We start from the raw sequence: 18496 nt of genomic DNA, 5'->3' as shown, positions 1-18496 counted from the left end.
GCGGCCTCCGGACACCGCTGTTAGCGTGTCCCCCAGTGATCGGGATTCCCTTGACCGCCACCCTTTCCCGCTCCACCTTCACGGGCCTGCGCTGCAAGGAATGCGGTCATCCCTACGAAGCCGGCGCCCGCCACGTCTGCGAGGACGTCTGCTTCGGCCCCCTTGAGGTGGTCTACGACTACGACGCCATCCGCAGCCGCGTCAGCCGCGCCACGATCGAGGCCGGCCCCACCTCCATCTGGCGCTACCGGGAATTCCTGCCCATCGAGGGCGACCCGATCGACGTCGGCACCGGCTTCACCCCCCTGCTGAAGGCGGATCGCCTCGCCAGGCGCCTCGGCCTCTCCTCCCTCTACATCAAGAACGACGGCGTCAACATGCCGACGCTGTCCTTCAAGGACCGCGTCGTCTCGGTGGCCCTCACCCGGGCCCGGGAACTGGGCTTCACCACGGTCAGCTGCGCCTCCACCGGCAACCTGGCCAACTCCACCGCCGCCATCGCCGCCCATGCCGGCCTGGAGTGCTGCGTCTTCATCCCCAGTGATCTCGAGCTGGGCAAGGTGCTCGGCACCCTCGTCTACAACCCCACCTTGATGGCGGTGAAGGGCAACTACGACCAGGTCAACCGGCTCTGCTCGGAGGTGGCCAACACCTACGGCTGGGGCTTCGTCAACATCAATCTGCGCCCCTATTACTCCGAGGGCTCCAAGACCCTTGGCTACGAGGTGATCGAGCAGCTGGGCTGGCAGCTTCCCGACCACATCGTCGCCCCCCTGGCCTCCGGCTCCCTGTTCACCAAAATCCGCAAGGGCTTCGACGAATTCATCAAGGTGGGTCTCGTCGATGAGAAGCCAGTGCGCTTCAGTGGCGCCCAGGCGGAAGGCTGCTCCCCCATCGCCCAGGCCTTCGCCGCCGGCCGCGACTTCATCACGCCGGTGAAGCCGAACACGATCGCCAAGTCGATCGCCATCGGCAATCCGGCCGATGGCCCCTATGCCATCGACATCGCCAACCGCACCGGCGGCAGCATCGCCGCCGTCACCGATGAGGAGATCATCGACGGCATCAAGCTGCTGGCCGAGATGGAGGGGGTGTTCACCGAAACCGCCGGGGGCACCACCATCGCCGTGCTCAAGAAGCTGGTGGAGCAGGGGAAGATCGACCCCTCGGAAACCACGGTCGCCTACATCACCGGTAACGGCCTCAAGACCACCGAGGCCATCGCCTCCTCCATCGGCGCTCCCTACACCATCGAGCCCCAGCTGGCCAGCTTCCACGAAGCCTGGGAGCGCTCCCAGGCCTGCCACGGCGGCGCCGCCCCCCGGGCCTGATCGCCCCCGTCACCCCCGTCCCTGCCCCTTCGACCGCTTCCATGGCCATCCAGGTTCTGATCCCCACCCCCCTGCAGAAGTTCACCAACGACGAGGCCAGCGTCAGCCTGGAGGCCACCAGCATCGACGGCCTGCTCCAGGCCCTCGAAGGCCGCTACCCCGGCATCCAGGCCCGCCTGTGCGATGAGAACGGCAAACTGCGCCGCTTCCTCAACCTGTATGTGAACAGTGAGGACATCCGCTTCCTCGACAACCAGGCCACGGTCCTCAGCGACGGCGATGAGGTCAGCATCGTGCCGGCGGTGGCCGGCGGCTGATCGCCCCCCCCCCCCGGTGTGAGGGCAGCAGCGCTGTGGCCAATCCGTGCCGGGGATCGCCCCGGGAATGGTGCCGGCGACGGAAAGAAATCCATAAGATCTGTCAACGATTGCAACCTGAACCCATGGGGCAGATCCAAGCGTCCAGGCCCCCCAGCCCCGCCGCCATCGCCGGCCGCCACGACTGGCACTCCGACACCCTCCTGTTCGATTACCGCCAGGCTGCCAATCCCATCCGTCCTGGTCTCACCGAGCCGATTCCGGAGGGTCGCTGGGGCCCCGAGCTCCACGCCACGGGCCCGACGGCGGTGCTTCCCCTCGACCTCAGCGCTCGTCTCGGCTGTCCCCACCCCGCCACAAGCCCGGCTCTCAGTGCCAACTTCGTGCGCATCCTGGGCGGTGAATCCATCGGGGTGGCCGCCAACGCCACCAGCTCCCTCTTCTATGTGTATCGGGGATCCGGCCGCTGCCTCTGCCCCTCCGCTGCCGGGGAAGAACCCCTGGATCTGGCCTGGGCCCGCGGGGATCTGTTCGTGCTCCCGGCGGGGCTGGAGCCCCGGCTGGACGCCTCCGAAGAGAGCGTTCTGTACTGGATCCACGACGCCCCCCTGCTCACTTTCCTCGGGGTTCGGGCCGAATCCGCCCGTTTCGCCCCCAGCCACTACCCGGCCGCCTGGCTGGATGAGGAGCTGGCGGCGCTGGCGGCGGATCCCAGCAGCGCCCGCAGCAATCGCCTCAGCCTGCTGATGGCCAACACGGCCCTGCCGGCGAGCCGCACCGTGACCCACACCCTCTGGGCCATGTACGGACTGGTGCCGGCCGGCGCGGTTCAGCCCCCCCATCGGCACCAGTCGGTGGCCCTGGACCTGGTGATCGACTGCCAGCCGGGCTGCGCCACCCTCTCCGGTCCCGACCTCAATCCCGACGGCACGATCCGCAACCCCCTGCGCATGGAATGGGAGCCGGGCGCCGCCTTCGTGACGCCGCCGGGCCACTGGCATTCCCATGTCAATGAAAGCGGCCATCCCGCTCGGCTGCTGCCGATTCAGGACGCCGGCCTACACACCTACCTGCGCAGCCTCGACATCCGCTTTGCCTCCGGTCTGGCCGGCGAGGGCTGAACCGCCCTTGCCCTCATGGGCCTCCACCAAGGCGCGGAAGCTGTCACCGTCGATGGTCTCCAGCTCGATCAGCCTGTTGACCAGCTCATCGATCAGTTCGCGTCGGGGGGTGAGCACCGCCACGGCCTTCTCCAGGGCTTCGAAGGCCAGCTGGCGCACCTGTTCGTCGATGCGGTTGCCGGTGCGCACGGAGGTGTGGGGGGCTGAGCGGATCCAGTCACGGCCGAGGAACACCTCCTCCCCCTCCTCCTCCAGGGCCAGGGGGCCCAGGCTGGAGAAGCCGTAGCGCAGCACCATGTCGCGGCAGATGCGCCGCACCAGCTGCAGATCGCTGCTGGCCCCCTGGGTCACCTCGCTGGGGCCGAACACCACCAGTTCGGCGGCCCGGCCGCCGAGGGCCACCACCAGCCGCGCCCGCAGGTAGGCCTTGCTGATCAGCCCGGAATCGAGGATGTCCTCATCGGGCATGGTGCGGGCGAAGCCCCCCACCCCGCCGGCCCGGGGCAGCAGGGTCACCTTGTCGAGCCGGTCGGCGTGGGGCAGGAGTGTGGTCAGCAGGGCGTGGCCGATCTCGTGGTACGCGATCAGCCGCTTCTTGGCGCTGTCCTGCAGCGGGGCGGCCGCCAGCCCCATGGTGATCCGCTCAAGGGCATCGCCGATGGCCTGGTCGTCCACCTGGCTCTTCTGGCGACGGGCCGTCAGGATGGCCGCCTCGTTGAGCAGGTTGGCCAGGTCGGCACCGGAGAAGCCGGGAGTGCGGCGGGCCCAGTCGGCCAGGGACACCTCCTCGGCCAGGGGTCTGGTGCGGGCGTGAACCGAGAGGATCTCCTCCCGGCCGGCGCGGTCCGGTAGGTCGACGCTGATGCGGCGATCAAAGCGGCCAGGCCGCAGCAGGGCCGTGTCGAGCACGTCGAGACGGTTGGTGGCGGCCAGCAGGATCACGCCGGAGTTGTCCTCGAAGCCATCCATCTCGGTGAGCAGCTGGTTGAGGGTCTGCTCCCGCTCGTCGTTGCCACCGCCGATGCCGGCCCCCCGCTGGCGGCCCACCGCATCGATCTCGTCGATGAAGATGATGCAGGGCGCTTTGGCCTTCGCCTGGCGGAACAGGTCCCGCACCCGGCTGGCCCCCACGCCGACGAACATCTCGACGAACTCGGTGGCGGCCATCGAGAAGAAGGGCACCCCGGCTTCACCGGCGATGGCGCGGGCCAGCAGCGTCTTGCCGGTGCCGGGGGGGCCGACCAGCAGCACCCCCTTGGGAATGCGGGCGCCGATGGAGGTGAACCGTTCGGGGGTCTTGAGGAAGGTCACCACCTCCTGGAGCTCCTCCTTGGCCTCGGCGATGCCGGCCACGTCCTCGAAGCGCACCGTGATCGCCCCTTCCTCCTGCAGGCGGGGCTGGCTGCGGCCGAAGCCCATCGCCTTGTTGGCCACCTGGGCGGAGCGGCGCACCAGCAGCACCAGGCCGGCGATCAGCAGGGCCACCAGCAGGCCGTTGGTGACCAGGCCGGCCATGGCGTCGTCGCGCCGCTCGTCCCGCACCGTCAACGGAACCCGGGCCTGCTCAGCGGTGCGCAGCAGCTGCTGATTGTCGCTGAACACCGCCACCTGGCGGCTGCGGCCGTCCTGGAAGGTGGCGGTGACCACCCGCTGGGCAGGAGCGAGCTCCAGGCTCTTGATCTTTCCGGCTTCGATGTCCCGCAGCAGCTGGCTGTAGGAGGGAGCCGCGGCCCCCTGGCCCCCGAGGCTGAACCCCGGACTCACCGGCGGGGCCGGCTTGGAGGGCGCAGGGGTGGCAGGAGCCGCAGGGGCGGGTGACGCGCCGGACTCGGCACCGGGCTTGGCCTGGGCGGCGGAGGTCGTGGCCGGCTCCGGAGGAGAACTGCTGCTCACAGGCCTGGCGTCCTTTTCAGGAGTTGCTTTGCGGAAGTCGACTGTAGCGATTTGACGAAAGGCGAGTCGGCGAAGCAGGATCGTCGTTTGGCAGTGAGTTAAAGGGATGGCCGTTCCCAAGAAGAAAACCTCCAAGGGCAAGCGCAACCAGCGCCACGCCCACTGGAAGGCGAAGGCCGGTGTGGCGGCCCAGAAGGCCATGTCGCTGGGCAAGGCTGTCCTGAGCGGACGCGCGCAGGGCTTCGTCTACCCGATCGCCGAAGACGCCGAAGCCGGCGAGGACAGCTGAACCCCCAGGGGGTGGGCACGCCGGCGTCCGTCCAGGAGCGCCCCACCCTCCAACGGAATCCCTGAGCCGGTGCGCCCCAGCAGGGGGTCCTGGTAGAGAGCCGGCGGCAGGGAATGGAGGGTGGCCCGCACGAGAGCTTCAAGCTGTCGGCCGTTGAGCCATCCGCCACCGGCCCGCCGCTGGCGGGCTTCCGCCTGGAAACGCCAGCGGCGGGGAAGCCTCCAGGTGTTCGGACGCAGCAGCCAGAGACCATCACAGGCGCTCCAGAGCCCGTCGTAGGCCTCCAGGTGTTCGTCCCACCGGGGCAGCCAGCGGCGCTCGGGCTTGCTCAGCGCCTCCAGCCCCGTATCGCTGCGCAGCCGCTCCTCCAGGGCCTGGGAGCCGAGGGCCCGGCAGCCCATCAGCCAGCCTTCGATCACCAGCGCTTCGGCGGGCTCCTCCCGCCAGCCGTTCCGCTCGCCGTCCCCGCCGGCCAGGGTCTTGTCGAACCGGGGCAGCCGCAGGGTCCCCCCGGCCCGCCAGCTGGCCAAAGCCCCCATCAGCAGGGGCAGGTCGTGGCTGCCGGGCGGGACCCGGCTCACTCCGAAGGGGTTGCCCGCCAGCAGCGCGCGCCGTTCGGGGGCCGGCAGGTAGAGGTCGTCAATCGAAACCACCGCCAGCCGCAGGCCACCGAGGACCGCGAGCCGTTCCAGGGCCCGGCCGAGGCTGGTCTTGCCGGCTCCCACCGGCCCGTTCAGGGCCAGCAGGGGACGGCGGCTGGCCGCTCCGCCGCGCAGGCTGTCCTCCAGCCGCCGCAGCATCGGCAGGGCCAGGAGCCGCAGCAGGCTGGGGTGCACCGGGCCCAGATCCTCCGCCTGCGCCAGCCGCCTGTCCCAGGCGTCCGGGGCAGGCTCTGAGGGCAGCGTGGGCTCTGGTGGCACCACCCGCTCAGGTCCCCACCTTGAAGGCCTCGAGCACGATGGCGTAGGTGGCGCCGATGCGCAGGTTGTCCACCAGCACCCAGGCCAGGGAAGGTTCGGCGCCCACCAGGCGGGTCCGCAGCCGCACCAGGGTCTCAAAGGTGAGCAGCAGGCCGAGCACCACCGCCGGGCGGCCCCCCGGGGTGGTGAACAGCAGCAGGCTGGTGAGGTTCTGGCCAGCGAAGAAACCCAGCAGCAGCGCCAGGGCGGCCAGGCTGCCGGCCCGCCAGCTGCGCCTCGCCACGCCAGCCACCCGGTTCCCCAGCCGGCTCACCAGCCCCTGGAAACGGGTGCGCTGCACGGGGAGGCGGGTCATGGCGTGTCCAGCAGGCGCTCCAGCCACGACAGCGTCACCTGGCTTCCGGGGCAAGGTGGGCCCCGGCGCAAGCTGACCATGCCCCCGGGGACCTCGAGGCTCTCGATGACGGCCCGGGCGGCGCTGAAGCGGCTGGCCGGCTCCTCCCGCGTTGCCGTGCTCAGGCAGACCAGGCAGGGCAGCCCGGCGCCGGTGGCCGCCGCCAGCCCGGCCGGGGAGTCCTCCAGCACCAGGACGCCGCCCACCTTCGTGCCCTCCATCACGCCCAGCTGCCGCAGCGCCAGCCGGTAGGCCTCCGGATCCGGCTTCTTGCGGGCCACGTCATCGCCGCAGACCCAGAACGCGAAGGCCCGGCCCAGCGCCGACGGGGCGCCCTCCAGCAGGGCCTGCACCGCGCTGCGGCCGCTGGTGGTGACGATCGCCTGCCGCAGGCCCGCCGCCGCCGCCTCCTCCACCAGCCGGGCCACCCCGGGCCGCAGGGCCAGGCCGCCCTCCCGCACCAGTGCGGCGTAGAAGGCCTGCTTGCGCCGCTGCAGCTCCTCCACCCTCCCCCGCTCAGGCGTGCGGCCCTCCACCTGCTCCAGGAAGGCGGTGATCCGCTCGTGGCCGCCGCCCACCGCCAGCAGCCGCCCGTAGGTGGGCCGGTCCCAGCGCCATGGCAGTCCGGCCGCCTCGAAACTACGGTTGAAAGCCACCCGGTGGCCCTCGAACTCCGTCTCGGCCAGGGTGCCGTCCACGTCCCAGAGCAGGGCCGACAGGGCCGGGGCCATGGGGCGCCGTGCTTGTGTCCGGAACAAGGCTACGGGGTGCGCCCCGCAGCCCCGCCTTCCACAATGCGGAAGCCTTGCCTGCCCCTCGTTGCTCCCTGCCGCCGACGAGCGACGCTGGCTGCTGCCCTCCCCCTTCGGTGGCGACGGCCCCGCCGAAGCGGCCGGGACTGTGGACACGGACCTTCCCGCTGAGCTGCTGGCCCTGCTGAGGCGTCGCGGCCTGCTGACGACGGAGGCGGTCCGCCGCCTGCTCGATCCCGAGGCGGCCCCCGACCCGGAGGCCCATTTCCCCGGCCTGGCGGTGGCGGTCGAGCGGCTGGTGCGCGGCTGCCAGAGGGCTGAGGCGGTGGCGATCTGCGGCGACTACGACGCCGATGGCATGACCAGCACCGCCCTGCTGGTGGGGGTTCTCCAGCGGCTCGGCGCCCTCCCGCAGGCGGCCATCCCCAGCCGCATGGACGACGGCTACGGCCTCAACGCCGCCATGGTGGAGCGGCTGGCGGCCGAGGGGGTGCGGCTGCTGATCACGGTGGACAACGGCGTGGCCGCCATCGAGGCCCTGGAGCGCGCCGCCGCCCTGGAGGTGGAGGTGATCCTCACCGACCACCACACCCTGCCCCCCCAGCTGCCGCCGCACCTGGCCCTGCTGCACCCGGCCGTCACCCCGGAGGGCTCCCCCTACCGGGGTCTGGCGGGGGTGGGGCTGGCCCACGTGCTGGCCACCGCCCTCTGCCGGCGGCTGCGGCACCGCCACGGGCTGGAGATCGCCCTCAACCTGTTCTGCATCGGCACCATCGCCGACATGGCCCCCCTGGAGGGGGTGAACCGCCGCTGGCTGCTCGATGGCCTGCCCCTGCTGGGCCGCAGCCCCCTGCCCGGACTGCAGGCCCTGCAGCAGCTGGCGGGTCTGGAGAAGCACCGGGTCGATGCGGAGGCGGTGGGCTTCCAGCTGGCCCCGCGCATCAACGCCGTCGGCCGACTGGGGGACCCCCAGCTGGTGGTGGACCTGCTGACGACCGAGGATCCCGAGCGGGCCCTGGAGCTGGCCCGCTCCTGCGAAGCCCTCAATCGCCAGCGACGCGAACTCTGCAGCGCGATCGAGGCGGAGGCCCTGGCCCTGCTGGAGGCCGACGGTCCACGACGGCCCGCCTTCCTGCTGCTGGCCCAGGGCCACTGGCACCACGGCGTCATCGGCATCGTCGCCTCCCGGCTGGTGGAGCGCTTCGGCCGTCCGGTGGCCCTGCTCGCCGGCGAAGGGGGAGGCCGGCTGCGGGCGTCGGTGCGGGCCCCGAAGGGCTTTGCCGTCGATGCGGCCCTGACGGCCTGCGCCGAGCTGCTGGAGCGCCACGGCGGCCATCCCGCCGCCGGCGGTTTCACGGTGCGGGCCGAGAACGTCGCGGCCCTGCAGGAACGGCTCGATGCCCTGGCCGGCCGCTGGCTTGAGGCGGCGGGCGATGGCCGCACGGTGGAGCCCGAGGCCCTGCTGCGATTGGACCGCATCGACCGGGAGTTCTGGCGCCAGCTCCAGCGCCTGGCCCCCTTCGGCATCGGCCATCCCACGCCCCTGTTCTGGAGCAGCCGCTGTCAGGTGGTGGAGCAGAAGTTGCTGCGCGGCGGCCACCTTCAGCTGCAGCTGGCCCAGGGGGAGGCGCGGCTGCGGGCGATCGGCTGGCGCTGGCAGGGGCCTGAGCAGTGGCAGGGACCGGTGGATGTGGCTTACCGCCTGCGCCGCGATGACTGGCAGGGGGTGGAGCGGTTCCAGCTGGAGCTGGAGGCGATCCGCTGCAGCGGCGGTGACACCGTGGTGCTGCAGCGTCGCAACCGCACCTACTGGTGCCGCCGCCAGGGGGACAGCCTGGTGATCCGCAACGCCGCCGGCGAGGAGCTGCGCTCCGCCTTCCCGGCCGACGGCGCCGACCCTGCCGCTCTGGTGGATCCCCCCCACCCCTACGTTCAGGGGCTGATGCGGGAGGCGGCCATGGCCCTGGGGATGGTCGAAGGATGAGCCGGTCCCCGCTGGGCCCCGTGCGGTCCCTGCTGCTGCTGGCGCTGCTGGGGGCGGTGGTGGGGCTGGCCTGCTGGCCGCTCAACCGCATCGACCTGCTCCAGGATCGCCTGCTCTCCACCCTGCCGGCCTTCAGCGGCGCCGGCTGGAGTGCGACCGGCTGGCTGCTGGCCCTCGCCCCGATCCTGCTGGTGCCGCTGCTGCTCTGGTTCCAGCGGGGACCCTGGCGCCGCGGGGCCGGCTCGGGCATTCCCCAGGTGATGCTCTGCCTGGAGGATCCCCACCGGGGCGCCCAGCTGCTCTCCGCCGCCCCGACCGGGGAACGGCTGGGCCTCTGGACCGTGGCCAGCCTGGCCCTGCTGCCCCTGGGCCGCGAAGGGCCAGTGGTGGAGGTGGGCGCGGCCGTGGGCCAGGCCCTGCTGCGGCGCTGGCCCGGCGTGCTGCACCGGGCCAGCCGGGGCCACCTGCTGGCCGGAGCGGCGGGGGCCGGTCTGGCCGGCGGCTTCAACACCCCCCTGATGGGGATGGTCTTCGTGGTCGAGGAACTGACCGGCAGCTTCCAGCAGCGGCTGGTGTGGCCGGCTCTGGTGCTGACCAGCGCGGCGGCCCTGGTGAGCGGCCTCGGCGGCCAGCCGATGTTCGCCCTTGGGATCAACCCCACCCCGGTGGGCGAGGTCGCCCAGCTGCTCTGGGCGATCCCGATCGGCCTGGGAGCAGGGGCCCTCGGCGGTGCCTTCGCCTGGCTGCTGGTGCGGGCCACGGGCCTGATCACCCCGATCGCCCGCCGCCAGCCCCTGCGCCTCGGCCTGGCGCTCGGGATGGCCCTGGCTCTGATGACCCTGGCCACGGGCGGTGCCAGCGGTGGCGACGGCGAGACGCTGATGCGCCTGATCCTTGATCAGGACGCGGACACCGCCATCAACGCCAGCTGGCTCGTCCTGCTGGTCTCCCGCCTGATCGGGCCGGTGCTGGCGCTCTCGGCAGGCATTCCCGGCGGCCTGATCGACCCGGCCTTCGCCATCGGGGGTGTGTTCGGATCAGGGCTGGTGCGGGCGGTGGCGGGGGATCCCCACTTGGGCCTGGCCCTGGGCATGGCGGCGGGGCTGGCGGGAGCCACCCAGCTGCCGGTGATGACGATCGCCTTCGCCATCCGCATGGCGGGCGACCAGCAGCTCATGCCGGGCCTGGTGGCCTCGGCCGTGATCGCGGCCTACACGGGCCAGGCGATCCAGCGCAGGCCTGTGTACCACGCCCTGGCCGACCTCCTGGTGCCGGAAGGCTCAGAGGGCGCCGCGGCGGTAGTAGAGGATGAAGATCACGGCCGGGCCGGCCAGGGTGATCAGGGCCAGGGCGCCGAAGTTCGAGATGAGATGGAAGTCGATACCCATGGTGCGGCTGCCGGCGAGGGGGACAATCGGCACAGAGTGTAGGTCGCCCGGCGGCCGCTTCGGGCCCCGCGGGGGCGGCCGTGATCGGTTGTCATGGCTGGCGCCGGGTGCGAGCTGGGCCGACGGCGTCGGGTGTGAGTGAATGGAACGACCTCGTGGCGACCCCGTGCCCCGACCCGAGCACTGGCAGTGCATCAGCGGCTGCGGTTCCTGCTGCCGCCTCGACCCGGCCCTGCGGGGCGACGCGATCGAGGCCCTCGATTCCGACCAGCAGGCGCTCTATTTCTCGATGGTGGGGGAGGACGGCTGGTGCCGCCATTTCGACACCGGCTCCCGCCGCTGCCGCATCTATGCGGAACGGCCCGACTTCTGCCGGGTGGATCAGCTCGTCGCGCTGTTCGGCCAGCCCGGCGATGACCCCGATGCCCTGGCCATCGCCTCCTGCCGGCAGCAGATCCGCGCCGAGCTGGGCGGACGCCACCCGGTGATGCGCCGTTTCCTGCGGACGATCCGCCAACCCTCATGAGCAGCGCCCCCGAATCCCCGGCCCCCTCCAGCTGGATCACGGTGTTCCTGAGCACCGCCACCACCGTCTTCCTGGCCGAACTGGGCGACAAGACCCAGCTGGCCGCCCTGCTGCTGTCGGCCCAGTCGGGCCGGCCGGTCGTTGTCTTCGTGGGCGCCTCGCTCGCCCTGATCTGCTCCAGCCTCGTGGGGGTGCTGCTGGGGCGCTGGCTGTCCACCGTCATGCCCCCCCACCAGCTGGAGCGGGCGGCGGGGATCCTCATGGTCGCACTGGGCCTGTGGCTGGGCCGCCAGGCGGTGCTGCACCTGGCGCCCCTCCACCTCCTCAATTCCTGAGTCCGTCACCCGCCGCGCCATGCCCTTCGCCCTGCTCGCCTCCACCTTCGCCACCGTCTTCCTGGCGGAGCTCGGCGACAAGACCCAGCTGGCCATCGTCAGCATCAGCGGCACCTCCAACCGGCCCGGGGCGGTGTTCGCCGGCAGCGCCTTCGCCCTGGTCCTGGCCAGCCTGGTGGGGGCGGCGGCGGGGGGCTCCCTCTCCAGCGTGGTCCCCACCGATGGGCTGCAGCTGGCGGCCTCCGCCGGCTTCCTGATCATCGGCACCCGCCTGATCCTGCGCTCCGGCGCCGAGGGCGGCGAGGCTGCCGCCGCGGCAGCCGATGGTCCTGGAGAGAACCCACAGCCCCCCGCTCCTTAGAGTCCCCGGGTGACGTTCGCCGTGACGGCGGGCGCTGCCGGGCCATCCCCCGTCCATGGAGGCCGACGACCCCCCTGGCGCTCCGGACCACCCTGGTCACCGCACTGCTCCGGCAGTGCCATCCTCCGCGTATGTCCCACCCGATGAAGTTCACGGTCGCCGATCTGCTCGACCACCTCTCCACGACCGATGCGGTGGCCCTGGCCAAGCTGGAGAGGTCGCTGGGCCTGACCACCAAGACCTGCAAGCAGCAGTTGCGCATCGGTCTGGATGCCCTCCTGCGGCTCGGCCTGGTGGAGGAGGACGGGGAAGGGGTCCGCGCCCGTGAGACCCCTGAGCTGATCCCGGCCCGGCTGCGCTGCTCGAGCAAGGGCTTCTGCTTCGCCCTGCGGGAGGACGGCGGCGAGGACATCTACATCCGTGACCACCAGCTCAACCACGCCTGGAACGGCGATCGGGTGCTGGTCAAGATCACCCGCGAGGGCGGGCGTCGCCGCTCGCCGGAAGGGGGTGTGCAGTGCATCCTTGAGCGCCAGACCCCCAGCCTGCTGGCCCAGGTCGAGCGGCAGGACGGCCAGCTCGTCGCCGTCCCCCTCGACGACCGGCTGCTCACCTCGGTCGCCCTGCCTGAGGAGGACGCGGTCCATCTCGACCCCGCCGAGGAGGCGGTGGTCGAGGTGAAGATCGACCGCTTCCCGGTGGCCCAGTTCGGTCCGGCCGGCCACGTCGCCCGCAGCCTGCCGGTGCACGGCGGTGAAGCGGCCGACACCGAGCTGCTGCTGGCCAAGCACCGCCTGCAGGAGCGGCCGGCCTGCCCCCGCACCACCCTGAAGCAGCCCGTCGCCAAGGGCCGGGCCGACCTGACGGCCCTGCCCACCCTGATCCTGGAGGCCTGGGAGGGCGGCGAGGCCCCCGCGCTCCCCGCCGTCTCCCTGGAGGAGCGGGAGGGGGGCTGGCGGCTGTGGGTGCACAGCCCCGCCGTGGCCGAGCGCATCGGCATGGGCAACAGCCTCGACATCTGGCTGCGGGAGCAGGGCGAGGCGATCTGCCTGGGTCGCCGCTGGCTGCCCCTGCTGCCTGCGGCCCTCGCCAAGGCATGTGGTTTCCGCCCCGGCGAGAGCCAGGCGGCGGTGTCGGTGGCCCTGGAGCTGGACGCCGAGGGCACCCTTGAGCACTTCCGCTTCAGCCTGAGTCAGATCACCCCCGACGCCCGGGTGGACCGGGTCGCGATGCAGGCCCTGGCCGAGCGCAAGCCCAAGGCCCGCACCGTCCCCGCCGCCCTCAAAGCCCTCAAGGATCACCTGCCCCTGCTGGAGCAGCTGGTCCAGCTGAGCGGCCTGCTGCGTCAGCGACGACTCGCGGCCGGCTCGATCGATCTCGACCTGCCCATGCCCGCCCTCGACAGCCTCGGCGACCTGCGGGTGCCTGCCCCGGATGCGGCCCTGCAGGGCTGGCTGGTGGAGCTGCCGACCGAGGATCCGGTGGCGATCCTGCGGGAGGCGGTGCTGGTGGCCCACCGGGCCCTGGGACGCCACCTGCTGGCCCTGGAACTGCCCGCCCTGTTCGCCCTCAATCCGGCGGCGGAGGCCACCGACATCAACGACGTCGCCAAGGCGGCCCTGGCCCTCGACATCCCCATGGAGCTCAGTGCCGACGGCAACGCCAGCGCCGCCGAACTCGCCGCCGTCTTCGCCGCCACCGACCGGGGCCGGCCCCTGCAGCAGCAGCTGCGCGATGCGCTGCGGCCGGTGCAGCTGGCGGCCGAGGCCGGTCCCCATGCGGTGGCCGGTGAGGAGACCGCCGTGGCCCCCTGGTGCTGCCCGACCCTCCACTACGCCGATCTCTGGAACCAGCAGTTGCTGGTCAGCCTGCTGGTGGACGGCAAGGACCGGCCGAGCGTGCGCCACAAGATCAGCACCGACCTGGCCAGCGACGCCTGCCACGGCAGCACCGACTGGCCCCTGCTGACCCCCGGCCAGCTGGCCCCGTACCAGCAGGGCCTGGAGCAGGGCCTGGCCCAGCGCCTCAACGGCCGTTGCCGCTTCCTGCAGGAGCTGCAGGCCGATGGGCTGGCCCTGGCCCAGGCCCGCCACACCGAGCCCCTCGTCGGCCAGACCCTGCCCGGGGTGATCAGCGGCGTGCAGAGCTACGGCTTCTTCGTCGAGGTGCCCCCCTCCCAGGTGGAGGGCCTGGTGCACGTCAGCTCCCTCAAGGACGACTGGTACGAGTACCGCTCCCGCCAGAACCGCCTGGTGGGCCGCAAGTTCCGTCGCACCTACATGGTCGGCGACGGGGTCGATGTGGAGATCCAGAAGGTGGACGCCCTGCGCCACCAGATCGACCTGGCGGTGCTTCAGCCCGAGGACTTCGAGCGGGTGGACGAGGGCGCCGGCGATGACGGCCCCGAGGCTGCGGGCGACGGGGCCGCGGGCGACGCGGCTGGCCCCTCGGCGGACGAGGGCTGAGCCGCCGATGGCGCCGTCCTCGCTTCCCGTGGTGCTGGCGGTGTCCGGTGCCTCCGCCCAGCCCCTGGCCGAGCGGGCCCTGCAGCTGCTGCTCGAGGACGACCTGCCGGTCGAGATGGTCACCAGCCGGGGGGCGATCGGCGTCTGGCAGGCGGAGATGGGCCTGCGGGTGCCGTCGGAGCCCGACGCCCAGGAACGCTTCTGGCGGGAACGCACCGGCTGCAGCTCCGGCCGGCTCCACTGCCACCGCTGGAACGACCAGGCCGCCGCCATCGCCAGCGGCAGCCACCTCACCCGCGGCATGGTCATCCTGCCGGCCAGCATGGGCACCGTCGGCCGGATCGCCTCCGGCGTGGCCCTGGATCTGATCGAACGGGCCGCCGATGTCCACCTCAAGGAGGGACGGCCCCTGGTGATCGCGCCGCGGGAGCTGCCCTGGAACCTGGTCCACCTGCGCAACCTCACCCGCCTGGCCGAGGCCGGGGCGCGCATCGCCCCCCCGGTTCCGGCGTGGTACCACCAGCCCACCACGATCGGTGAGATGGTGGATTTCCTGGTGATTCGCGTCTTCGACACCCTCGGCCTCCAGCTCGGCTCCCTGCAGCGCTGGCAGGGGCCCGTGGGCCGTCCCGCCCCGGACGAAGTCTCCACCCCCTGACGCTCCGGACCGTGCTGCATCGCCTGCTGCTGCTGCCCCTGCTCTCGCCGCTGCTGGTGACCCTGCTGGTGGCGGCCCTCAACCCGAGTCCCTCCCTGGCCCTGCGGCTGCTCACCTGGCAGACCCCCACCCTGCCGATCGGCCTGTGGATGGCGATGGCGACCGGCGGCGGCGCGGCCCTCAGTGCCGGCGCCACCGCCCTCGCCCTGCGCCAGGGGGGGCGGCCGCCGCTGCGGCGCACCGTCCGTCGCCCGGATCGGCTGGAGGACGACACCTGGAGTGCCCCCTGGGGCGACCGATCCGAGGGGCGCTCCGCCGCCGCGCCTCCCGCCCCCGCTGCGCCATCGGCAGCCGCCGCCGGTCCCAGCCGCGCCCCGGGCGAACCGGCGCCGACGGTTTCGGTGCCCTATCGGGTGCTGCACCGTCCTGAGGTCACCGGCCCCCGCCCGTTCCGTCCCGAGCCGGTGGTGGCATCGCGCCAGCAGGCCCCGGCTCCGGCCAGCGCCGCCGACGACTGGGGCAACGACGATGGCGAGGATTGGTGACGCCGGTCGCCGCGACAACCTGCGGCTCCGGGACGCTGCCTAAAGTTCCAGCACCTCCGCGCCCAGGGACCGCACCGGTGACCGAGACCCCCAGCAGCACCCCCGACCCTGTCGCCACCACGCCGGAGGCGAAGACCCCAGCCCCCAAGGCCAATCCGCCCGCCCCGGAGGACAAACCCTTCGAGGTCTTCGTGCCGGAGCTGCTGCTGCCGGCCCTGGTCAAGGAGATCGAGGCCTACGGAGGCCCGGCTCCGGAGCTGACGTTCGAGCAGGGCGCCATGCCCGTGGTCGGGGCGGACTGCTGGATGGTCAAGGGCCGGCTGCCGGGCGAGCGCCGCTTCTGGCTCTGCTTCACCCGGCCCGACATCAGCTCCGCCAAGACCATCGCCCTCACCGAGGGGGCCGGCAGCCCCAGCCTGCTGGAGTCGTTCCTGATCGACGAAAAGAAGATGACCCTGTCGCTGCTGGTGTCGCGGGTGGTGCAGCGGCTCAACGGCCAGAAGTGGCTGGGCCCCAACTGAGGCACCTCCCCGTCCGCCGGCTTCACATCCGCGGCTTCACATCCGGACCGAAGGCGGGGATCGATGCCTACGATGGCGGCCGAGTTCTCTGAACGCCCGCGCGATGGTGCCTCCCGCCACCCAAGCCCCCACCGCCCCTCGGGTGGGCACCCCGGATGCCCCGGCCATCAAGGACCCGGTGAAGGACACGATCCTCACCCCGCGCTTCTACACCACGGATTTCGACGCCATGGCGGCGATGGATCTGCGGCCCAACGAAGTGGAGCTGGAGGCCATCTGCGAGGAGTTCCGCAAGGACTACAACCGCCACCACTTCGTTCGTGACGGCCAGTTCGAAGGCGCCGCCGACAAGCTCGATCCGGAGACCCGCCGCGTCTTCGTCGAGTTCCTTGAGCAGAGCTGCACCTCCGAGTTCTCCGGCTTCCTGCTTTACAAGGAGCTGAGCCGCCGCATCAAGGAGCGCAACCCGCTGCTGGCGGAATGCTTCGCCCACATGGCCCGCGACGAGGCCCGCCACGCCGGTTTCCTCAACAAGGCGATGGCCGATTTCGGCCTCCAGCTCGACCTGGGCTTCCTGACGGCCACCAAGGCCTACACCCACTTCCAGCCCAAGTTCATCTTCTACGCCACCTACCTTTCCGAGAAGATCGGCTACTGGCGCTACATTGCCATCTACCGCCACCTGGAGCAGCACCCCGAAAGCAAGATCTTCCCGATCTTCAACTTCTTCGAGAACTGGTGCCAGGACGAGAACCGCCATGGCGACTTCTTTGACGCCCTGATGAAGGCCCAGCCCGACACGGTGCGCGGCTTCACGGCCCGCCTCTGGTGCCGTTTCTTCCTGCTGGCCGTGTTCGCCACCATGTATGTGCGTGACGTGGCCCGCAAAGAGTTCTATGAGGCCCTCGGGCTCGATGCCCGCACCTACGACAAGTACGTGATCGCCAAGACCAACGAAACCTCCGCCCGGGTGTTCCCGGTGGTCCTCAACGTGGATCACCCCGAGTTCTATGGGCGGCTGGAGAAGCTGGTGCAGCACAACGCAGCCCTGGCCGAGGCCGACCGTTCCGGAGCCCCCGCTCCGGTTCGGACCCTGCGCAAGCTGCCCCACTGGATCGGCAACGGTGTCCAGATGGCCCGCCTGTTCCTGATGGCTCCGATCCGCAGCGAGCGCTTCCAGCCCGCCGTGCGCTGAGCCGACCCGCCAGAATCGGCCCAGTTCCTTTCTTCGCCGCTTGGTCGTCTCCCCTCCCACCGGCGCACCGGCCGCCTCCCCGCTCACCCTCTCCCCGGCGGCCCTCGGCGATCCGGCCTGGCGTTCCGTCCTCGAGCCGCTCCTGGCCGCGGGTTGCTCGGCCGGTGCCGATCTGGTGGAGGTGTTCCTGGAGCGCTCCGACCACCTCGGCCTGCTCGCCGAGCAGGATGCCATCACCAGCGTCAGCCCGGCCTTCGGCGCCGGGGCCGGCCTGCGCGTGTTCCTGGGGGATCGGGACGGCTTCGTCTCCACCAATGACCTGAGCGCCGCCGGCCTGCGGGCCGCCCTCGAGCAGGCCCTCGGCATGCTGGGGCTGCTGCTCCCCTCCCAGGCCGGCGGGGGCTTCGATGGCCTGCCCGAGCTGCGCGACTTCGCCGCCACCAAGGACAGCTGGCTCCAGGCCTGTCCGTCCCTGGCGGAGGCCACCAGCCGTCTGCTGGAGGGCACCGACCGGCTCCAGGCCCATGGCCGGCACCTGCAGGTGCGCCGGGGCAGCTACGCCCGCGACTGGCAGGAGGTGCTGGTGGCCGCCAGCGACGGCACCTTTGCCCGCGACGTGCGGCTGCACCAGTCGGTGGGCCTCAATGTGCTGGCGGCCGACGGCGACCACCGGGCCAGCCTGGGGAGGCGCTATGGCACCACCGACAGCCCCGACGACCTGCGCCGCTGGGATGTGGAGGCCGCTGCCGTGGATGTCTGCAGCAGCGCCGGCACCATGCTCTACGCCCACTACGTCGAGGCCGGCCAGTTCCCCGTCGTGCTTGCCAACCGCTTCGGTGGTGTGATCTTCCACGAGGCCTGCGGCCACCTGCTGGAGACCACCCAGGTGGAGCGGGCCACCACCCCCTTCGCCGACATGGTCGGCCAGCCCATTGCCCACCCCTCCCTCACCGCCATCGACGAGGGTCTCACCGCCGGCGCCTTCGGGTCGCTGGCGATGGACGACGAGGGCATGGAACCCCAGCGCACCGTGCTGATCGAGAACGGCATCCTGCAGCGCTTCCTCAGCGACCGGGCCGGGGAGCGCCGCACCGGCCACCCCCGCACCGGCAGCGGCCGCCGCCAGAGCCACGCTTTCGCCGCCGCCAGCCGCATGCGCAACACCTACATCGCCGCCGGCCCCCACAGCCCGGAGGATCTGATCGCCTCCGTCGACAAGGGGCTCTACTGCAAGTCGATGGGGGGCGGCAGCGTCGGCCCCACCGGCCAGTTCAACTTCGCCGTCGAGGAGGGCTACCTGATCGAGAACGGCACCCTCACCAGGCCGGTGAAGGGGGCCACCCTGATCGGCGACGCCAAGGAGGTGATGCCCCGGATCTCGATGTGCGCCAACGATCTCGAGCTGGCCGCCGGCTTCTGCGGTTCGGTCAGCGGCAGCATCTTCGTCACCGTGGGCCAGCCCCACATCAAGGTCGACACCATCACCGTGGGAGGACGCTGA

At 71.7% G+C, this 18496-nt stretch carries 19 protein-coding genes and 1 pseudogene; 15 read left to right on the top strand and 5 right to left on the bottom strand.

Annotated elements, in window-relative coordinates:
* Positions 1–50 precede the first annotated feature (50 nt).
* The 3 genes from thrC to CYAGR_RS03365 all read left to right on the top strand — a co-directional run bounded on the left by thrC (position 51) and on the right by CYAGR_RS03365 (position 2769).
* Positions 51–1331 (top strand): threonine synthase, encoded by a 1281-nt coding sequence (gene thrC, locus CYAGR_RS03375; protein ID WP_043325382.1) that lies wholly within the window; start codon positions 51–53, stop codon positions 1329–1331.
* A complete protein-coding gene (locus CYAGR_RS03370) occupies positions 1328–1648 on the top strand; it encodes a MoaD/ThiS family protein (RefSeq protein ID WP_425386793.1) in 321 nt (106 codons plus the stop codon). Before thrC ends, CYAGR_RS03370 begins: the two co-directional genes overlap by 4 nt.
* Before the next feature lie 125 nt (positions 1649–1773).
* Positions 1774–2769: a cupin domain-containing protein gene (locus tag CYAGR_RS03365; protein ID WP_015108363.1), complete on the top strand. Its 996-nt coding sequence runs from the start codon at positions 1774–1776 to the stop codon at positions 2767–2769.
* On the opposite strand, the gene ftsH is transcribed toward CYAGR_RS03365, so the two are convergent.
* A complete protein-coding gene (ftsH, locus tag CYAGR_RS03360; RefSeq protein WP_015108362.1) occupies positions 2707–4662 on the bottom strand; it encodes an ATP-dependent zinc metalloprotease FtsH in 1956 nt (651 codons plus the stop codon). The genes CYAGR_RS03365 and ftsH overlap by 63 nt on opposite strands.
* A gap of 106 nt (positions 4663–4768) precedes the next feature.
* Here ftsH and rpmF point away from each other — a divergent pair, with 106 nt between their 5' ends.
* Positions 4769–4951, top strand: a complete 183-nt coding sequence (gene rpmF, locus CYAGR_RS03355) for a 50S ribosomal protein L32 (protein ID WP_015108361.1) — start codon at positions 4769–4771, stop codon at positions 4949–4951.
* Here rpmF and CYAGR_RS16300 read toward each other — a convergent pair.
* Genes CYAGR_RS16300 through CYAGR_RS03340 form a run of 3 tightly spaced genes read right to left on the bottom strand, consistent with a single transcriptional unit; the run spans position 4909 to position 6996 of the window.
* Positions 4909–5871, bottom strand: a complete 963-nt coding sequence (locus tag CYAGR_RS16300) for a phosphoribulokinase (RefSeq protein WP_156818372.1) — start codon at positions 5869–5871, stop codon at positions 4909–4911. The two genes, rpmF and CYAGR_RS16300, sit on opposite strands and share 43 nt — an antisense overlap.
* Positions 5872–5878: 7 nt before the next feature.
* Positions 5879–6226: a DUF565 domain-containing protein gene (locus CYAGR_RS03345; protein WP_015108359.1), complete on the bottom strand. Its 348-nt coding sequence runs from the start codon at positions 6224–6226 to the stop codon at positions 5879–5881.
* The gene (locus CYAGR_RS03340) at positions 6223–6996 is read right to left on the bottom strand and encodes an HAD-IA family hydrolase (protein ID WP_015108358.1); all 774 of its coding nucleotides are present in this window, start codon (positions 6994–6996) and stop codon (positions 6223–6225) included. Before CYAGR_RS03340 ends, CYAGR_RS03345 begins: the two co-directional genes overlap by 4 nt.
* Before the next feature lie 88 nt (positions 6997–7084).
* Here CYAGR_RS03340 and recJ point away from each other — a divergent pair, with 88 nt between their 5' ends.
* Both recJ and CYAGR_RS03330 read left to right on the top strand, forming a co-directional pair.
* A complete protein-coding gene (gene recJ / locus CYAGR_RS03335) occupies positions 7085–9001 on the top strand; it encodes a single-stranded-DNA-specific exonuclease RecJ (protein WP_015108357.1) in 1917 nt (638 codons plus the stop codon).
* Entirely contained in the window at positions 8998–10431 is a 1434-nt protein-coding gene (locus tag CYAGR_RS03330) for a chloride channel protein (protein WP_015108356.1), read from the top strand. Before recJ ends, CYAGR_RS03330 begins: the two co-directional genes overlap by 4 nt.
* Here the strand turns inward: CYAGR_RS03330 and CYAGR_RS19465 are convergent.
* Positions 10330–10584 (bottom strand): annotated as a pseudogene (locus CYAGR_RS19465) (hypothetical protein); the annotation flags it as partial. The gene CYAGR_RS03330 and the pseudogene CYAGR_RS19465 overlap by 102 nt on opposite strands.
* Between CYAGR_RS19465 and CYAGR_RS03325 the strand changes: the two are divergent.
* The 9 genes from CYAGR_RS03325 (at position 10532) to CYAGR_RS03285 (ending at position 18496) form a co-directional block, all read left to right on the top strand.
* Positions 10532–10915 carry a YkgJ family cysteine cluster protein gene (locus tag CYAGR_RS03325; RefSeq protein WP_015108355.1) on the top strand — a complete coding sequence of 128 codons (384 nt, stop codon included), beginning with the start codon at positions 10532–10534 and terminating at the stop codon, positions 10913–10915. The pseudogene CYAGR_RS19465 and the gene CYAGR_RS03325 overlap by 53 nt on opposite strands.
* Positions 10912–11250, top strand: coding sequence for a TMEM165/GDT1 family protein (locus CYAGR_RS03320; protein WP_015108354.1), 339 nt, complete (start codon positions 10912–10914; stop codon positions 11248–11250). Before CYAGR_RS03325 ends, CYAGR_RS03320 begins: the two co-directional genes overlap by 4 nt.
* Positions 11251–11269: 19 nt before the next feature.
* On the top strand, positions 11270–11611 hold the full coding sequence (locus CYAGR_RS03315) for a TMEM165/GDT1 family protein (protein WP_015108353.1): 342 nt from the start codon (positions 11270–11272) through the stop codon (positions 11609–11611).
* A 143-nt stretch (positions 11612–11754) separates the two neighbouring features.
* The gene (locus CYAGR_RS03310) at positions 11755–14076 is read left to right on the top strand and encodes an RNB domain-containing ribonuclease (RefSeq protein WP_015108352.1); all 2322 of its coding nucleotides are present in this window, start codon (positions 11755–11757) and stop codon (positions 14074–14076) included.
* Positions 14077–14083: 7 nt separating this feature from the next.
* Positions 14084–14734, top strand: coding sequence for a flavin prenyltransferase UbiX (locus CYAGR_RS03305; protein WP_015108351.1), 651 nt, complete (start codon positions 14084–14086; stop codon positions 14732–14734).
* An 11-nt stretch (positions 14735–14745) separates the two neighbouring features.
* Entirely contained in the window at positions 14746–15279 is a 534-nt protein-coding gene (locus CYAGR_RS03300; protein ID WP_015108350.1) for a hypothetical protein, read from the top strand.
* 77 nt (positions 15280–15356) lie between these two features.
* Positions 15357–15800, top strand: coding sequence for a DUF2996 domain-containing protein (locus CYAGR_RS03295; RefSeq protein ID WP_015108349.1), 444 nt, complete (start codon positions 15357–15359; stop codon positions 15798–15800).
* A 103-nt stretch (positions 15801–15903) separates the two neighbouring features.
* Positions 15904–16995, top strand: coding sequence for a magnesium-protoporphyrin IX monomethyl ester (oxidative) cyclase (gene acsF, locus CYAGR_RS03290; RefSeq protein WP_015108348.1), 1092 nt, complete (start codon positions 15904–15906; stop codon positions 16993–16995).
* A gap of 142 nt (positions 16996–17137) precedes the next feature.
* Positions 17138–18496 carry a TldD/PmbA family protein gene (locus tag CYAGR_RS03285; RefSeq protein WP_051017186.1) on the top strand — a complete coding sequence of 453 codons (1359 nt, stop codon included), beginning with the start codon at positions 17138–17140 and terminating at the stop codon, positions 18494–18496.

Source organism: Cyanobium gracile PCC 6307 (assembly GCF_000316515.1).
Taxonomy (GTDB): domain Bacteria; phylum Cyanobacteriota; class Cyanobacteriia; order PCC-6307; family Cyanobiaceae; genus Cyanobium; species Cyanobium gracile.
Note: the sequence above shows the minus strand (reverse complement) of the source record. Positions and strands in the feature narration are given on the sequence as shown.